This window comes from Rhodococcus sp. NPDC057529, assembly GCF_042802055.1.
Classification (GTDB): domain Bacteria; phylum Actinomycetota; class Actinomycetes; order Mycobacteriales; family Mycobacteriaceae; genus Rhodococcus_F.
Genome location: NZ_JBHVEY010000002.1, coordinates 560,464 through 574,967, shown reverse-complemented (window position 1 = coordinate 574,967; position 14,504 = coordinate 560,464). Strand labels below are relative to the sequence as shown.

At 69.2% G+C, this 14,504-nt stretch carries 17 protein-coding genes; 2 read left to right on the top strand and 15 right to left on the bottom strand.

The window, feature by feature from the left end; genetic code table 11:
- Nucleotides 1-2: 2 nt before the first annotated feature.
- The 12 genes from ACFU5V_RS05750 to ACFU5V_RS05695 all read right to left on the bottom strand — a co-directional run bounded on the left by ACFU5V_RS05750 (nt 3) and on the right by ACFU5V_RS05695 (nt 10,176).
- A complete protein-coding gene (locus tag ACFU5V_RS05750; protein WP_378697605.1) occupies nt 3-680 on the bottom strand; it encodes a pyridoxal 5'-phosphate synthase in 678 nt (225 codons plus the stop codon).
- Nucleotides 681-717: 37 nt separating this feature from the next.
- The gene (locus ACFU5V_RS05745; RefSeq protein WP_378435351.1) at nt 718-1,137 is read right to left on the bottom strand and encodes a VOC family protein; all 420 of its coding nucleotides are present in this window, start codon (nt 1,135-1,137) and stop codon (nt 718-720) included.
- Between the two features lie 41 nt (nt 1,138-1,178).
- The gene (locus ACFU5V_RS05740; RefSeq protein WP_015889488.1) at nt 1,179-1,655 is read right to left on the bottom strand and encodes a nuclear transport factor 2 family protein; all 477 of its coding nucleotides are present in this window, start codon (nt 1,653-1,655) and stop codon (nt 1,179-1,181) included.
- Nucleotides 1,656-1,996: 341 nt separating this feature from the next.
- Nucleotides 1,997-3,781, bottom strand: a complete 1,785-nt coding sequence (locus ACFU5V_RS05735; RefSeq protein ID WP_378697494.1) for an ABC-F family ATP-binding cassette domain-containing protein — start codon at nt 3,779-3,781, stop codon at nt 1,997-1,999.
- Nucleotides 3,781-4,716, bottom strand: a complete 936-nt coding sequence (locus ACFU5V_RS05730) for a 4-(cytidine 5'-diphospho)-2-C-methyl-D-erythritol kinase (protein ID WP_378697492.1) — start codon at nt 4,714-4,716, stop codon at nt 3,781-3,783. The genes ACFU5V_RS05735 and ACFU5V_RS05730 overlap by 1 nt, the downstream gene beginning before the upstream one ends.
- Nucleotides 4,717-4,789: 73 nt before the next feature.
- Complete coding sequence (locus ACFU5V_RS05725; protein ID WP_378697490.1) at nt 4,790-5,443, bottom strand: urease accessory protein UreD; 654 nt, start codon at nt 5,441-5,443, stop codon at nt 4,790-4,792.
- Nucleotides 5,443-6,132, bottom strand: coding sequence for an urease accessory protein UreG (gene ureG / locus ACFU5V_RS05720; RefSeq protein ID WP_378697488.1), 690 nt, complete (start codon nt 6,130-6,132; stop codon nt 5,443-5,445). The genes ACFU5V_RS05725 and ureG overlap by 1 nt, the downstream gene beginning before the upstream one ends.
- 31 nt (nt 6,133-6,163) lie before the next feature.
- Nucleotides 6,164-6,796 (bottom strand): urease accessory protein UreF, encoded by a 633-nt coding sequence (locus ACFU5V_RS05715; RefSeq protein WP_378697486.1) that lies wholly within the window; start codon nt 6,794-6,796, stop codon nt 6,164-6,166.
- A complete protein-coding gene (locus tag ACFU5V_RS05710) occupies nt 6,796-8,517 on the bottom strand; it encodes an urease subunit alpha (RefSeq protein ID WP_378697484.1) in 1,722 nt (573 codons plus the stop codon). The genes ACFU5V_RS05715 and ACFU5V_RS05710 overlap by 1 nt, the downstream gene beginning before the upstream one ends.
- Complete coding sequence (locus tag ACFU5V_RS05705) at nt 8,514-8,828, bottom strand: urease subunit beta (protein WP_378435371.1); 315 nt, start codon at nt 8,826-8,828, stop codon at nt 8,514-8,516. The genes ACFU5V_RS05710 and ACFU5V_RS05705 overlap by 4 nt, the downstream gene beginning before the upstream one ends.
- 8 nt (nt 8,829-8,836) lie before the next feature.
- Complete coding sequence (locus tag ACFU5V_RS05700; protein ID WP_378435365.1) at nt 8,837-9,139, bottom strand: urease subunit gamma; 303 nt, start codon at nt 9,137-9,139, stop codon at nt 8,837-8,839.
- A gap of 194 nt (nt 9,140-9,333) precedes the next feature.
- The gene (locus ACFU5V_RS05695; protein WP_378435373.1) at nt 9,334-10,176 is read right to left on the bottom strand and encodes a YdcF family protein; all 843 of its coding nucleotides are present in this window, start codon (nt 10,174-10,176) and stop codon (nt 9,334-9,336) included.
- 227 nt (nt 10,177-10,403) lie between these two features.
- On the opposite strand from ACFU5V_RS05695, the gene ACFU5V_RS05690 reads away from it, so the two are divergent.
- Both ACFU5V_RS05690 and ACFU5V_RS05685 read left to right on the top strand, forming a co-directional pair.
- A complete protein-coding gene (locus ACFU5V_RS05690; RefSeq protein ID WP_378435375.1) occupies nt 10,404-11,372 on the top strand; it encodes a helix-turn-helix transcriptional regulator in 969 nt (322 codons plus the stop codon).
- Nucleotides 11,373-11,479: 107 nt separating this feature from the next.
- Nucleotides 11,480-11,914, top strand: coding sequence for a hypothetical protein (locus tag ACFU5V_RS05685; RefSeq protein WP_378435367.1), 435 nt, complete (start codon nt 11,480-11,482; stop codon nt 11,912-11,914).
- A gap of 99 nt (nt 11,915-12,013) precedes the next feature.
- Here the strand turns inward: ACFU5V_RS05685 and ACFU5V_RS05680 are convergent, their stop codons facing one another.
- From ACFU5V_RS05680 to ACFU5V_RS05670, 3 genes are all read right to left on the bottom strand, one after another.
- A complete protein-coding gene (locus tag ACFU5V_RS05680) occupies nt 12,014-12,217 on the bottom strand; it encodes a cold-shock protein (protein WP_005255446.1) in 204 nt (67 codons plus the stop codon).
- A 248-nt stretch (nt 12,218-12,465) separates the two neighbouring features.
- A complete protein-coding gene (rsmA, locus tag ACFU5V_RS05675; RefSeq protein WP_378438355.1) occupies nt 12,466-13,356 on the bottom strand; it encodes a 16S rRNA (adenine(1518)-N(6)/adenine(1519)-N(6))-dimethyltransferase RsmA in 891 nt (296 codons plus the stop codon).
- A 10-nt stretch (nt 13,357-13,366) separates the two neighbouring features.
- Nucleotides 13,367-14,494 (bottom strand): transglycosylase family protein, encoded by a 1,128-nt coding sequence (locus ACFU5V_RS05670; protein ID WP_378438357.1) that lies wholly within the window; start codon nt 14,492-14,494, stop codon nt 13,367-13,369.
- Nucleotides 14,495-14,504 lie beyond the last annotated feature (10 nt).

Sequence of the window (14,504 nt, the reverse complement as noted above, 5' to 3'; positions counted from 1 at the left end):
GGTCACGGCCACAGCACCTCACGGATCCACCGATCCGGTTCGCGGCGGTAGAGCCGGCGCACGTGCCTGCGTCCGGCGTCCGCCTGCCAGAACTCGACACTGTCCGGGACGATGCACCATGCCCGCCAGGTCTCCGACACGAAGTCGGGGTCGGCCTCGATGCGGGCCACCGCCGACGCGACCGCGCGTTCGTATTCGGCGGGATCGTCGAGCACCTCGCTCTGCCTGCTGGCGGCCGCCACGGCGCGGGCGGTGACCGACCGTTCGCGGAAGTCGCGTGCCGACAGTGCCGGCTCTCCCTCGATCACGGTGCCGCGCACCCGCACCTGCCTGCCCTGCTCGCGCCAGTAGAATGACAGTGCCGCAGCGGGATTCGCAGCAAGGTCGCGTCCCTTCGGGGAGCGTGTGTCACCCGAGAACCAGAAGCCCTGCTCCGTGACGTCCTTGAGGAGCAGGAAACGCGCGTCCGGATTGCCGTCGGCGTCGACCGTGGACAGCGCAGCGGCGTGCGGTTCCGGAACACCGGCTTCCGCGGCCTGCGCGATCCAGTCGAGGAACAGCGCCGTCGGTGAATCCGGCAGCGTGTCGACGGGCGCAGGCGTTGCGCCGCCGAGTGCGGGCAGCGCGCGGATCCATGCGCGGGTGTCCGGAAACGACGAGCGGTCGGGTGCAGTCGGCATTGTCGGCATGTCCCGACACTAGCCGCGCCCGGATCGTTCAGTCGGACACGGCCGGATCGGCGGGCCCCACCAGCATCCAGCGATGACCGAACGGATCGATGAGGGTGGCGTTGCGGTGTCCGTGCCCCTCCGAGATCCAGCGTTCCACGGTGCCGCCGGCGTCGCGGGCACCCACCAGGACGGCGTCGGGGTCGTCGACGGACAACATCAGGCTCACGGACGTCGAACCGGATTCCGGCGCGGTCAGACCCATCTCGGGGAATTCCTCGGCGAGATAGATCATGCCGGTCGGCAACCGCAGTTCCGCATGACCGACCCGGCCGTCGTCCATGACGATCGGCTCACCCACGACGCGGGCGCCGAACACCTTGGAATACCACTCGATCGCCTCGACTCCGTGCCGCACCGTCAGGTACGGCAGCGCGCCGGGAACGGGGACTTCCGGCAACGTCGTCACCTCCCAGTGTCCGTGATGCACCCGCGTCCCAGTGTGCCCCCTCAGGCGGACGCCGGAGGTTGCAACATCGCCCACTTGTTGGACGTGAGCCGGAAACTCGGGAAATCGGACAGCGCCGCAACCGATTCCCACGTGCGTTCGTACCCGGTGTGCGTGATCCGCCAGTTGCCGTCGGCGCACCGAAGGTAACGATCGTGGTAATAGGCGGACCCGCGCAGCAGCATGCCGTCCTCGGGAATCAGCGTGGTGTCCGCGAGAAACCACACGCCGACGGCGGTGTCACCGGTGACGGTGATTTCGGGTTGGCCGCACTGGTGCTCGGTGATGACGTGGGTCCCGAGGGTGTTCTCGAGGAAGGACACGAACGAGTCACGGGAGTCGAACGTGAGGTATTCGCTGTACGTCGCGGTGACGTCCGGGACCATCGTGTCGGCGAACTCCACCCACGACTTCGTGTCGAGTGCACGTGAGTAACGGTGCTTGAGCTGCTCGATCTGTTTGATCGCTTCGAGATCCATGACCCCCGCCTCCTGTGCAGCGACATGCAAACCCTGGACTGCAGATTAGTCCGAGAATCTGCAGGTTCGCGTTGGATTCCCCCGTTTTGCCCGGATCATGCATATTCAGGCCGTGATCCGGGACACGAAAAGGTTACGAAATGACTGCATGGCCTGCGCTTCAGCACACACCCCACACTACCTTAGGCAAGCCTCACCTGGCAGGCGCGCCCCTGCGGGTGCAAGCCGAGCCGCGATTCTCGAATCCCTTTGCCGCACAGTAATTTCACAGACGAGTGCTGGCGCAGCGCGCAGGGGACGAGCCGCCGGCAGCGTGTGCTGCCGCTGCGGCTCCGACGGAGCTAGTCCAGCTCGGCGGCCAACTCCATCCACTGTTCCTCGGTGGCTTCCTTCTCCGCGACGACCTGCTTGAGCTCGGCGTCGAGCTTCTGCAGCCTGTCCGGATCGGTGGCGGCCTCCGCCAGCTTCTCGTGCAGCGTCCGTTCCCGGTCGTCCAACTTCGCGACGGCGCGCTCGAGACGCGACAGTTCCTTGCGCGCGGCGCGCTCGGCCGCCCCGTCCCGCACCTGCTTCGGCGCGGACGCACCGGTCGCCGTCGACGCCACCGACGGTGCGCCCGTGTCGACCATCTTCGCCCGCCGGCGCAGGTAGTCCTCGATTCCGCCGGGCAGGTTGGTCAGCTTGCCGTCGCCGAACAACGCCCAGGTGGAGTCGCAGATGCGTTCGATCAGGTACCGGTCGTGACTGATGACGACCATCGTGCCCGCCCAGCCGTCGAGGATGTCCTCGAGTTGCTGCAGGGTGTCGATGTCGAGGTCGTTCGTCGGCTCGTCGAGCAGCAGGACATTGGGCTCCGACATCAGCACCCGCGTCAACTGCAGCCGGCGACGCTCGCCACCGGACAGGTCACCGACCGGTGTCCGTTGCCGGGCGGGGGTGAAACCCAGCCGTTCGGCGAGCTGCCCGGCCGACACCTCCTTGTCGCCCAACGTGATCCGCTCGGCGACGTCCTTGACGGCCTCGAGCACCCGCATGTTCGTCGGCAGGTCGTCGAGTTCCTGACGGAGCCAGCCGATGTGCACCGTCTGCCCCTGGATGCGTTTGCCCGACGCAGGCGCGATCTCCCCGGCGAGCGTGCGCAGGAGCGTCGTCTTGCCGGAGCCGTTGACGCCGACCAGGCCGACACGCTCACCCGGAGCCAACCGCCACGTGAGGTCGTCGACGAGTACCCGGCCGTCCGGCGTCTCCAGGCGCGCGTCCTCGAGTTCGATCACGACCCTGCCGAGCCTGCGCTGCGCGAACGACGCCAGCGCCACGTTGTCGCGGGGCGGCGGGACATCCGCGATCAACGCCTCGGCGGCCTCGATCCGGTACTTGGGCTTGGACGTGCGGGCGGGCGCGCCGCGCCGCAGCCAGGCCAGTTCCTTGCGGGCGAGGTTGCGGCGGCGTTCCTCGGACGCGTCGGCCTGCCGGGAGCGCTCCGCCCGGGCGAAGATCCAGTCGTTGTAGCCGCCCTCGTAGCTTTCGACCCTGCCGCCCACCACTTCCCACGTGCGGTTGGCCACCGTGTCGAGGAACCACCGGTCGTGGGTCACGACCACCAGCGCACTGCGACGGCCGACGAGATGTTCCGCCAGCCACTGCACACCCTCGACGTCGAGGTGGTTGGTCGGCTCGTCGAGCACCAGCAGATCGAGGTCCTGGACGAGCGCGGCCGCCAGCGCGACGCGTCGCCGCTCGCCACCCGACAGTCCGTCGACCGACACCTCGAGACCGAGGTTGTCGATGCCGATGCCGGCCAGGATCGACCGGATGCGGGCGTCGCCCGCCCACTCGTGGTCGGCAACCCCGAGAGGTCCGAGCACCACGTCGCCGACGCTCGAGCCGGGCGGCAGGACGCCGCGCTGGGTCACGACCGCCATGCGCAGGCTGCCGACCCGGCTGACACGCCCCGAATCGGGCGACTCCACACCGGCGAGCACCTCGAGCATGGTGGTCTTGCCACCGCCGTTGAGGCCGACGACGCCGATGCGCTCGCCTTCCTGCACTCCGAGGGATACCGAATCGAGCAGCGGCTTGATGCCGAAGGACTTCGATACCTGCTCGAGATTGATCAGATTCGCCATCAGTGCGATCCCTCCGCCGCGTCGTTGATTATTCGGGCGCCCGGTACGGGTCCGCTGGCGACTCGCACCGTGCGACACACCCCCGCACCTGCGAGTTCTGCGCTGACCCGGACCGCGGCATCCGCGTCAGCACATAGAAAGGCACAGGTCGGGCCGGACCCGGAGACGATGCCGGCCAGGGCGCCCGCGGCGACCCCGGCACGCAGCGTCCGCCGCAGTCCCGGATTCAGCGACAGCGCGGCAGCCTGCAGGTCGTTGCCCAGCAACGGCGCCAGCGTCGCCGCGTCACCCGTCGTGAGAGCGTGCATCAGGTCTTCGGGTCCGCCGAGTCGCGGCGGATTCCCGTCGGCACGCAGCCGGTCCAGTTCCCGGAACACGGTCGGGGTGCTCAAGCCGCCCTTCGCGAGCGCGAGCACCCAGTGGAACGTGCTGCGGGAGAGCACCGGCAGCAGCCGCTCGCCGCGTCCCGTCCCGACCGCCGTGCCGCCGTGAAGGGAGAACGGCACGTCGCTGCCGAGTTTCGCGGCGAACCCGTCGAGTTCCTCCCGCGACAGGTCGAGCTGCCACAGCGCGTTCAGACCGACCAGCGTCGCCGCGGCGTCGGCGCTGCCGCCGGCCATCCCGCCCGCCACCGGGATGCCCTTGTCGATGGCGATCTCGACGTCCGGACGCCGCCCCGACTCGGCGGCGAGCATCTCGGCGGCCTGCCACACGAGGTTGCCGCTGTCGGTGGGCACGACGCGGGCGTCCTCACCGCGGACCGTCACCGACAGCGTCTCCGCCGGGACCACGGACACCGTGTCGCCGAGCGAGAGAGCCTGGAACACCGTCTTCAGCTCGTGATAGCCGTCGTCGCGCAGGTCCCCGACGGCCAGATGCAGATTGACCTTGGACGGGGCCCGGACGACGACGGGGCGAGGAACGACGGAAAGCACAAGGGTAGAGCTTAGGCGCTCCCGGTACGGGTGCGGAAATGCGCACCATCACGCACTTTGCCGCTCACCTGCGTCACAGGTGCGGGCCGAGCCGGGTGGTGAGGCTGCCGCCGCGGGCCAGCGGCAGACGCGTCCGCGCCGACCGGATGTCACCCGTCACTTCGGCGGGCCGGTCGTCCGGGTACCGCAGTTCGCTGGTGACGGCCGCCGGACCGTCCAGCACGTCGTGCGAGACGGTGCCGACGCCGAGTTCCAGTTGGTGCCGGAGCAGCGGCAGGTCGCCGAGATCGGCGTTGGTGACGCCGACCCAGCGTCCCGCCCTCTCCCCCGCCCGCCCGATCTGCACCCGTTCACGCAGCAGCACCGTTGCCGACTCGGCGAGGGTCACCGTCGTCTCGACGCGATGCTCCGCGCCGCCCGCGATCACCGTGGGTTCCAGTGCGCAGTCGAGCACGGCGTCGTCCCCGACCTCCACCGACCACTGCGCGGTGGACAGCACCCGACCGCGGCCGGGCAGCGCCAGGGACGCCGCGACGCTGCGCAGCGTCAGCCGGGCACCCGGCAGCACCCGGACGGCGATGTTCCAGTGGTCGCCGCCGAGCGGGGTCGCGGCGGTGCCGATCACGTGGACCGTGTCGCGGCCGGTGATCCGGGCCGCCAGTCCCCCGGCCGCGGAGATCCGCGGACTGCGATCGGGGGACGCGAGGATCGTCAGTTCGGTGCGCACTACGGGTGCACGGCAGTGAGCGTGCGCACCTGTTCCCGCACCCACGCGAGTGCCGGTCCGGACGACGGGTCCTCCGTCAGCGAGATCAGCGCGGTGGGCCTGCCCTCGCGCACCCGCTCGGCGTCGCGGCGCATCACCCCGAGGTCGGCTCCGACCATCGGGGCGAGGTCGGTCTTGTTGATCACGAGCAGATCGGAGAACGTCACACCGGGACCGCCCTTGCGGGGCACCTTGTCACCGCCGGCGACGTCGACGACGAAGATCTGCACGTCGATCAGGCCCGAGGAGAACGTCGCGGTGAGATTGTCGCCGCCCGACTCCACCAGGATCAGATCGAGCGGCGGGTTGGCCGCGATCAGGTCGTCGATGGCGTCGAGGTTGGCGGTGATGTCGTCGCGGATCGCCGTGTGGGGGCAGCCACCGGTCTGCACGGCGGCGATGCGTTCGTCCGGCAGCACGGCATTGCGGCGCAGGAAGTCCGCGTCCTCGGTGGTGTAGATGTCGTTGGTCAGCACGGCCAGCGACAACTCCTCGCGCAGTTGCCTGCAGAGCGCGGCGACGAGCGCGGTCTTGCCCGACCCGACCGGGCCGCCGATCCCGATGCGGACCGGTTCCCCCGCCACCCGGACCCGCCGGGGACGGTCGTGGTGGTGGTCGTGCGGTTCACCGTCGATGAAATGTGGTGGCATGGTTGATTTCTCCTTACTGGGTACAGCGGTGTCACGACACGAACAGGGGGCGGTCCCGCAGAACGTGCCGCTCGGCGACGACGTCCAGGAACGGGTCGGACACGCTCGACAGTCCGGTCACGCATTGGTCGGCGACGTCGTCGCACAGGTCGGCCAGCGCGAACGTGCACGCGGCGACCTGCGCGGGATCGAGCGCGAGCAGACGCTGCGCGGCGATCGCGGACCCGGTCATGGTGGTGTACACGAAGACCAGCGCCGCCTCCCGCGGTGCGATCCCGGTGACGGCTCCGACCACCCCCGACACCACCGGCAGGTGCGGGCGCGGTCCGAGTGGCGACCAGTCGTTTCCGGGCCACGTGGTGCGAGCCAGCCGCAGCAGGCCTCGCCCCTGCGCCCGCGAGGACGAACGCGCCGCCGGGGACGGGGTGCGCGCGTCCATCTCGGCGTCGGCGCGTTCGGCGGTGAGCCCGCCCGCGCACACCGCCGCGGTGACCGATCCCCCGACGAGCCCGGCGGTCCGGATCCGTCGCCGCAGGAACGCTTCCGTCGTGGCGACGTCGCGGACCACACCGCCGGCGACGGCCTCCTCGATGCCGCCCGAATGCACGTGACCGCCCGTGGGCAGCCGCGAATCGGCGAGGGACATCAGGTGAGCGAGGCGCATCAGAACAGGAAGTATCGCTGGGCCATCGGCAGTTCCGCCGCCGGCTGCTCTTCCCACACCTCGCCGTCGATGCGGACCGTGAACGTGTCGGGGTCCACCTCGATCCGCGGCTGCGCGTCGTTGCGCGGCATGTCGGCCTTGCCCCGCGACCGCACGTTCGCGACCGGCACCAGTCGCCGGTCGAGGTCCAGCCGATCGGCCAGTCCGTCCTCGAGGGCGTGCGGCGCGACGAAGTGCACGGACGTGGCGGCCGCGGCTTTGGGGGCCGCCCCGAACATCGGACGCGGCAGCACCGGTTGCGGAGTCGGTATGGACGCGTTGGCATCGCCCATCGCGGCCCACGCGATCATGCCGCCCTTGATCACCGCGTGCGGCCGCACACCGAAGAACGCCGGATCCCACAGCACCAGGTCGGCGAGTTTGCCGACCTCGACCGACCCGATCTCGGCCTCGAGTCCGTGCGCGACGGCCGGGCAGATCGTGTATTTCGCCACGTAGCGCTGGACGCGCTGGTTGTCGGCGCCTGCGTCGCCGGGCAGGAAACCCCGCCGGCGTTTCATCACGTGCGCCGTCTGCCAGGTGCGCAGCACCACCTCGCCGATCCGTCCCATGGCCTGCGAGTCACTGCCGATCATGGAGATGGCGCCGAGGTCGTGCAGCAGATCCTCCGCGGCGATCGTGGACGGCCGGATCCGGCTCTCCGCGAACGCCAGATCCTCCGGGATCGTCGGGCTCAGATGGTGGCACACCATGAGCATGTCGAGATGCTCGTCGAGGGTGTTCACCGTGTGCGGCCGAGTCGGATTGGTCGAACTCGGCAGCACGTTCGGGTGCGCGGCCACCGTGATGATGTCCGGTGCGTGGCCGCCGCCCGCGCCCTCCGTGTGATAGGCGTGGATCGCACGTCCGGCGATCGCCGCGATCGTGTCCTCGACGAAACCGGCCTCGTTCAACGTGTCCGAGTGGAGCGCCACCTGCACCCCCGCGGCGTCTGCCACGGTGAGGCACGCGTCGATGGCCGCCGGTGTCGAACCCCAGTCCTCGTGCAGCTTGAACCCGGAGACCCCGCCGCGCAACTGCTCCCACATCGACTCGGAGTTGACCGTGTTGCCCTTGCCGAGCAGGGCGATGTTCATCGGCCAGCCGTCGAGCGCCTCGAGCATCCGGGCGGTGTGCCACGAACCGGGGGTGACGGTGGTGGCCTTGCTGCCCTCGGCGGGGCCGGTACCGCCGCCGATCATCGTCGTGATGCCGCCGCCCAGCGCCTCGTCCATGATCTGCGGGCAGATGAAGTGCACGTGGCAGTCGATACCGCCTGCGGTGAGGATCTTGCCGTTCCCGGCGATGATCTCGGTCGACGGACCCACCACCAGATCGGGATGCACCCCCGACATCGTGTCGGGGTTGCCCGCCTTGCCGAGCGCCACGATGCGCCCGCCCCGAATACCGACGTCCGCCTTGATGATCCCCCAGTGGTCGACGACCACCACGCCGGTGATCACCGTGTCGGGCGCGCCCTCGGCGCGGGTGGCGCGGCCCTGGCCCATGGACTCGCGCAACACTTTTCCGCCACCGAACACCGCTTCGTCGCCGGCCAGTCCCGGTCCGCCACTGCGGTCCTCGGTGATCTCGATCAGAAGGTCGGTGTCGGCGAGCCGGATGCGGTCGCCGGTCGTGGGACCGAACAACTCGGCGTACCGTGCGCGGCTGAGATCGGTCACGACGCGTCCAGCCTTCCGGGAGGAGTGAGGCTCAACCCGTGCACTTCCCGGGTTCCGCGCAGCGGCACGAGTGAAACCGTCTGCGCGATACCAGGTTCGAAACGCACCGCGGTGCCCGCCGGAATGTCCAGCCGCAGGCCGTGGGCGGCGGAACGGTCGAACTGCAGGGCACGGTTGGCCTGCGGAAAATGGACGTGGCTCCCGACCTGCACCGGCCGGTCACCGGTGTTGACCACCTCGAGTTCCGTGCGGGGAGAACCCTCGTTGAGCTCGATCACACCCTCGGCGCAGAAGACTTCACCTGGAATCACGGTCACCCCTACACGATCGGATCGTGGACGGTGACGAGTTTCGTGCCGTCCGGGAACGTGGCCTCCACCTGCACGTCGTGCAGCATCTCCGGGACACCCTCCATCACGTCGGCGCGGGTGAGCACCTCCCGGCCGGAGCCCATCAATTCCGCCACCGACCGGCCGTCGCGGGCCCCCTCGAGGATGTGATCCGTGATGAGAGCCACGGCCTCCGGGTGGTTCAGCACGAGTCCGCGTTGCCGGCGCCTGCGCGCGAGTTCCGCGGCGTAGCTCAGGAGCAGACGCTCCTGCTCGTGGGGCGACAAGCGCATGTGTCCTCCTGCGGTCGGTGCGTCGCAATACTGCCACGAACTACACCCCGCCACCGCCCACGCCCGCAGCGGCCGCCGTCCTCACCCCGCCGTTCTCACCCCGGAAACACGCGTGACACGAACCCGTCACAGCGCCGCCCTAACGTCTCCCCATGACCGTTCCCCCCGCCGCCCGACGCCGACGCGTCGTCACGTCAATAGCTGGCGGGGATGCCGAAGACCCTGATCGCGTCGCGGTACATGCCGAGTTGCTGGTCCTTCGTCAGCGGCATGAACTCGGCGATCAGCTGACCGGCGCTGGTGATCGCGCTCATCGCCCCGACCACCGGCAGTCCGGCGACGTTGAAATCGACCGTTGCCCTGCGGATGTGGTTGGCCGACGTCACGAGGATCGCGCCGCCCGCGCCGAGTGAACGGGCGAGCGGAACCGAGTTGAGGGCGTTGCCCACCGTCGATCCGGCACGATGCTCGGGGTGGATGCGCTGCGCAGGCACACCGTGCGCCTGCAACCATCCCTGCATCGCGGCCGCCTCCGTGACGCCGTTCTGCGGGTTGCCGCCGGTGACGATGATCGGCGACATCGGCGAGACCCACGACTGGACCATCGCGGCCTGCAGGCGGTTGACCAATTCCGGCCGCATCGTGCCGTCGGGGAGCAGACCGAACCCGAGGACGATGATCGCGGTGGACGGCCCCTGGATGGCCGGTAGCGGATTGGGTGGCGTGAACGACGCGATCCTGATCGCGTTCAGCATCCCGTCGACGCCTGCGCGCATACCGCCGTCCGCCGCGCCCAGCCGGGCGAGCGCGGCCTCACGGGTGATCAGATCGCCCGCGGCGTCGGCGTAGATGGCCTGCAACGCCAGCGCGTTCGTGTCGCCGGGCTCTCCGGCGACGGCGCCGCCGATGTCCGCGAGGGCACCGCGGGTGTCCCCCGCGGCGAATCTGCCCTGTGCGCTGTTGAAGAGGTCGGCCGCCGAGGCGGACGCCGTGGCGGTGGTCGAGACCGCCAGTGCCAGGCAGAAGGCGGTGGTCATGACTGCGGCGAGCAGCGCCTTGACCGCCGAAGTGATGGGTCGAGCACGGAAGTGCGTCACGCTGAGACCTTTCCGTCGGATTTTCACGAAGTACTGATGCGATGGTCCGTGGAGCGTCGGCGCCAGTGTAGTGACACTCGTGGGGCTGGTGGGAAAATCGTTACTTACCGTTATCTCCCGCCGATAGAGGACAGAAGATGTCCTCTATCGATGGCATCCTGAGGTGCATGCGGGAAACCTCGGCACGACTCCTCCGGCTGCTCTCCCTGCTCCAGACCCGAAAGGACTGGTCCGGGGCAGAACTCGCCGACCGGCTCGGCATCACTCCGCGCACCGTCCGGCGAGACGTGGAGAAACTCCGCGACCTCGGCTACCCGGTCGACGCGACGGTCGGGGTCGGCGGCGGGTACCAACTCGGCGCCGGCGCGGAAATGCCGCCCCTGCTGCTCGACGACGAGGAGGTACTGGCCGTCGCGCTCGGCCTCCAATCCGGCGCCACCGGCTCCGTGGTCGGCATCGGCGAGGCGTCGATGCGAGCACTCACCAAACTCCGGCAGGTGATGCCGTCCCGCCTGCGGCACCGCCTCGAGGCGCTGCAGGTCGACGTCGTCCACCGCGAGCCCGCGAAGAGCGCCGTCGACGCGCAGGTCCTGTCGGCCGTCGCGTCGGTGTGCCACAACCACGAACGACTCCGCTTCGACTACCGCACCCACGACGGCACCGAGAGCCGCCGCGAAGTGGAGCCGTACCGGCTCGTGCGGTCCGGACTGCGCTGGTACCTCGTCGCCTGGGACCTCGCCCGCGCCGACTGGCGGTCGTTCCGGGTGGACCGCCTGACACCCAAGATCCCGACGGGACCACGGTTCACGCCCCGCGAACTGCCGCCCGGCGGCGCCGCCGAGTTCGTGGCACGCGGAATCAACCGGGCCGTCACCCGGATCCGCGCACGAGTGCTGCTGCACGCGTCGATCGACGAGATGGCAGCCCTCGTGCACGAAGACTGGGGAACTCTCGAAGAAATGCCCGACGGACAATGCGCGGTCGCGCTCGGCGGCGACTCCGTGCCGTCGATAGCCAACTGGCTCAGCGCATTCGGCGTCGACTTCACCGTCCTCGACCCCCCTGAGCTGCGCGAAGAGTGCCGACGGGTGGGTGAGCGTCACCGCCTCTTCGCCGACCGCTACGGTAACGCCTGACCGAGACGCCGTTCAGCCGTCACCGCGGACCGAAAATCCCGTGGAACCGAACGGTCCTGCGCGGCGTCCAACCAGGTGACGACAACGAAAGGTCGGGGTAGTCGGGGATGCAGCACACGATTGTCGAGGAGGGGCGCGCGCGGGCGCCTGCGGGGGCGGGAACAGTCGGGAAGGTGCTTGTCGGGGGCCATCTGGCACTCGGGGGCGCCACCGTGGTGATCATGGCGTTCTCGTTGGCGTTCGTGTGCACACTGGACAACGGAGCGCAGCCGTGGACGTGGCCGGGCAGGTATTCTGCGGCCTGGTTCGTCGCCGCCGCCATCGTCGCCACCACACTGTGGGCGCTCTTCGTGACGGGAACGGTGGTCTTCTCGTCGAGGCCCCGGCGGGCACTCGGAACGGCCACGTTCTTCGTCGCCGCCGCCCTCGGAGCCGCTGCGGTGATCGGGCTGTTCGGGCCGTCGGAGAGTTCGGCGCTGCAACTCTGGCTGGTCTGCGCCATGAATCTCGGGTACCAGGCCGCCCACCTCAGATCGGCCTAGCAGCGACAGCGTGTGAAGACGAGACAAGGCCCCACTCCGTGACGAGTGGGGCCTTGCTCGAACGTCATGTCCCGGCGAACCGGGAAGTCATGGCCGTTCTCAGATCAGGGTGACGCCGGTGGCCTGCGGGCCCTTGTTGCCCTGGCCGATCTCGAACGAAACACGCTGATTCTCCTCGAGCGTGCGGAAGCCGCCGCTCTGGATCTCCGAGTAGTGGACGAACACGTCAGCGCTGCCGTCCTCGGGGGCGATGAAGCCGAACCCCTTCTCGGAGTTGAACCACTTCACGATGCCCTCTGCCATGTAAATCTCCTCTAACACAGTAACTTCTTCAGGCAACCGGCTCGGTTACCAGGGTCATTGACACGACCGTCTACGACAATTCCTGTGGAGGACGTCCAAACGCTCGCAACCATCGATTTGCGAGCGTGGGAAACACAAACACAAAACTTACGACCTCCAATAGTGAACCACACATCCGGTCGGTTGTCTCCCCCAGGGTGCGGTTCCCACCCGTGAGTACTTGTTAACCGCCCGCGGTTAACAAGTACTCACGGGTGGGTGGCGGCAAGACGCACGAAGGCCGCGGCGTCGAGGGTCTCGCCGCGGGTGGACGGTTCGATCCCGGCCTCACGCAGACGCCGCTCCGCCTCCACGGGCGAACCCGCCCATCCGCCGAGTGCGGCCCGTAAAGTCTTGCGGCGCTGAGCGAAAGCCGCATCGATGACCGCGAACACGCGGCGACGGTGCTCGTCGTCGACGGGCCACGGCGGTTCGGCGTACCGGTCGATGCGGACGAGACCCGACTCGACCTTCGGGACGGGCCAGAACACCGCACGCCCGACCGCGCCGGCACGGCGAACGGCGCCGAAGAAATTGGCCTTCACACTGGGCACGCCGTAGATCTTGCTGCCCGGGGACGCCGCCAGGCGGTCCGCCACCTCGGCCTGCACCATCACCAGAGCGGTTCGCAGACTGGGCAGTTCGGAGAACAGGTGCAGCAGCACGGGCACCGCCACGTTGTAGGGCAGGTTCGCGACGAGAGCGGTGGGTGCGCCGGGAATCTCGGAAGGCTTCACCCGCATCGCATCCGCGCCGACCACGGTCAGCCGGTCCGCGAGTTCGGGGGCGCGGTCGGCGACGGTGACCGGGAGTCGCGCCGCGAGGTTGGGGTCGATCTCGACGGCGATCACCTTGTCGACGACGTCGAGCAGCGCCAACGTCAGCGAACCGAGCCCGGGGCCGACCTCGAGGACGGTGTCGTCACGCCCCACGCCGGCGGTCGCGACGATGCGCCGGACCGTGTTGGCGTCGTGCACGAAGTTCTGCCCCAACTGCTTGGTGGGGCGCACGCCGAACTCCTCGGCGAGTGCCCGCACCTCGGCGGGGCCGAGCAGTGCGGCCTGACCTCGAGCGGCGGGGGGTACTTCGGCTTCGGACACCAGGCGAACTTTAACGCACGCCGAGCCTGCCCGAGCACGTCGGCCACGCTCCCCAGCCCTGCGTCTTCTGCGTCTTCGACGCGACCGCGATCTGCTCCTCACGGGTGGCGAGGTCGGCACGCGGTGCGTACTTGAGGCCGCCCTGACGCTCCCACGTGTTCTGGTCGAACTGGACGCCGCCGAAGAATCCGTTGCCCGTGTTGATGGCCCAGTTGCCGGTGGCCTCGCACTGCGCGAGAGCGTCCCAGACCGAACCGTTCTCGACGGGCGGCACCTCGGTGCCCGGCTTCGCGCCGACGCGGATCACCTTCGGCTGAGCGGGAGTGGTGACCGTCGCCGACACCTGGTTGCGTCCGACTTCCTCGCCGTTGACGGTGTTGACCGCGAACGTCACGTCCTGGACGCCGGGCAGTCCCGGGCTCTCGACCACGGTGCGGCTCATGTTCATCGTCGGGTCCTCGACGCGCTGCTCCTCGGGAGCCAGCGGCAGCGTCTCGACCTTCGTCTCGGTGCGGTCGCGGGTGACCGTCACGTTCATGCCCTCGGTCAGCGGAGTGTCCGCCGCCGGGACGACGGTGTCGGCCTGCTCGAGCGGCGCGCCGTGTGCGGCCAGGAAATCCCCGACCGTGGGCGCGGCCATGCGCACGTCGGTGACCGGCAGCGCACCGTCGGTGAGCTTGACGACGAGCGGGTTGAGCACGTCGAGCGCGGCGCCGTCGAGCGGGAGTCGCTGCGAACGGGACGCGGACACGTGCACGTCGTCGCCGAGTTCGAACTGCTTCAGCGCGTCCTCGACGGTGAGCGCGGTGGTCCACACCGTCTTGGGCTGACCGTCGACCGTCAGCGACACCTCACGCGCGCGGCGCAACACCACGGTGTCGCCGTCGGACAGCGACGCGTCACGGTCGGGTGCGACGACGTCGCGGTCGCTGACCGAGTACCCGGCGTCGGCCAGAGCCGCGTCGACGCTCGTGGTCATCGTGCTCAGCGAGATCGTCTCGCCGTCCACGTCGAGGGTGACGTTCTTGTGCCGGACCACGGCCATCACTCCGCCGGCGATCAGCGTGGCGAGAAGCAGGGCCACCACGGTGTAGAGCAGCGGCGAGCGAGCCGAGTTGATCTTCGCGAAGGGCGACATCGTGTCCTTT

Coding starts and splice junctions, on each gene's coding strand:
- ACFU5V_RS05750 (WP_378697605.1), bottom strand. CDS start 680: ATGCCGACTGCACCCGACCGCTCGTCGTTTCCGGACACCCGCGCATGG.
- ACFU5V_RS05740 (WP_015889488.1), bottom strand. CDS start 1,655: ATGGATCTCGAAGCGATCAAACAGATCGAGCAGCTCAAGCACCGTTAC.
- ACFU5V_RS05735 (WP_378697494.1), bottom strand. CDS start 3,781: ATGGCGAATCTGATCAATCTCGAGCAGGTATCGAAGTCCTTCGGCATC.
- ureG (WP_378697488.1), bottom strand. CDS start 6,132: ATGCCACCACATTTCATCGACGGTGAACCGCACGACCACCACCACGAC.
- ACFU5V_RS05715 (WP_378697486.1), bottom strand. CDS start 6,796: ATGCGCCTCGCTCACCTGATGTCCCTCGCCGATTCGCGGCTGCCCACG.
- ACFU5V_RS05700 (WP_378435365.1), bottom strand. CDS start 9,139: ATGCGCTTGTCGCCCCACGAGCAGGAGCGTCTGCTCCTGAGCTACGCC.
- ACFU5V_RS05695 (WP_378435373.1), bottom strand. CDS start 10,176: ATGACCACCGCCTTCTGCCTGGCACTGGCGGTCTCGACCACCGCCACG.
- ACFU5V_RS05690 (WP_378435375.1), top strand. CDS start 10,404: ATGCGGGAAACCTCGGCACGACTCCTCCGGCTGCTCTCCCTGCTCCAG.
- ACFU5V_RS05685 (WP_378435367.1), top strand. CDS start 11,480: ATGCAGCACACGATTGTCGAGGAGGGGCGCGCGCGGGCGCCTGCGGGG.
- ACFU5V_RS05680 (WP_005255446.1), bottom strand. CDS start 12,217: ATGGCAGAGGGCATCGTGAAGTGGTTCAACTCCGAGAAGGGGTTCGGC.
- ACFU5V_RS05670 (WP_378438357.1), bottom strand. CDS start 14,494: ATGTCGCCCTTCGCGAAGATCAACTCGGCTCGCTCGCCGCTGCTCTAC.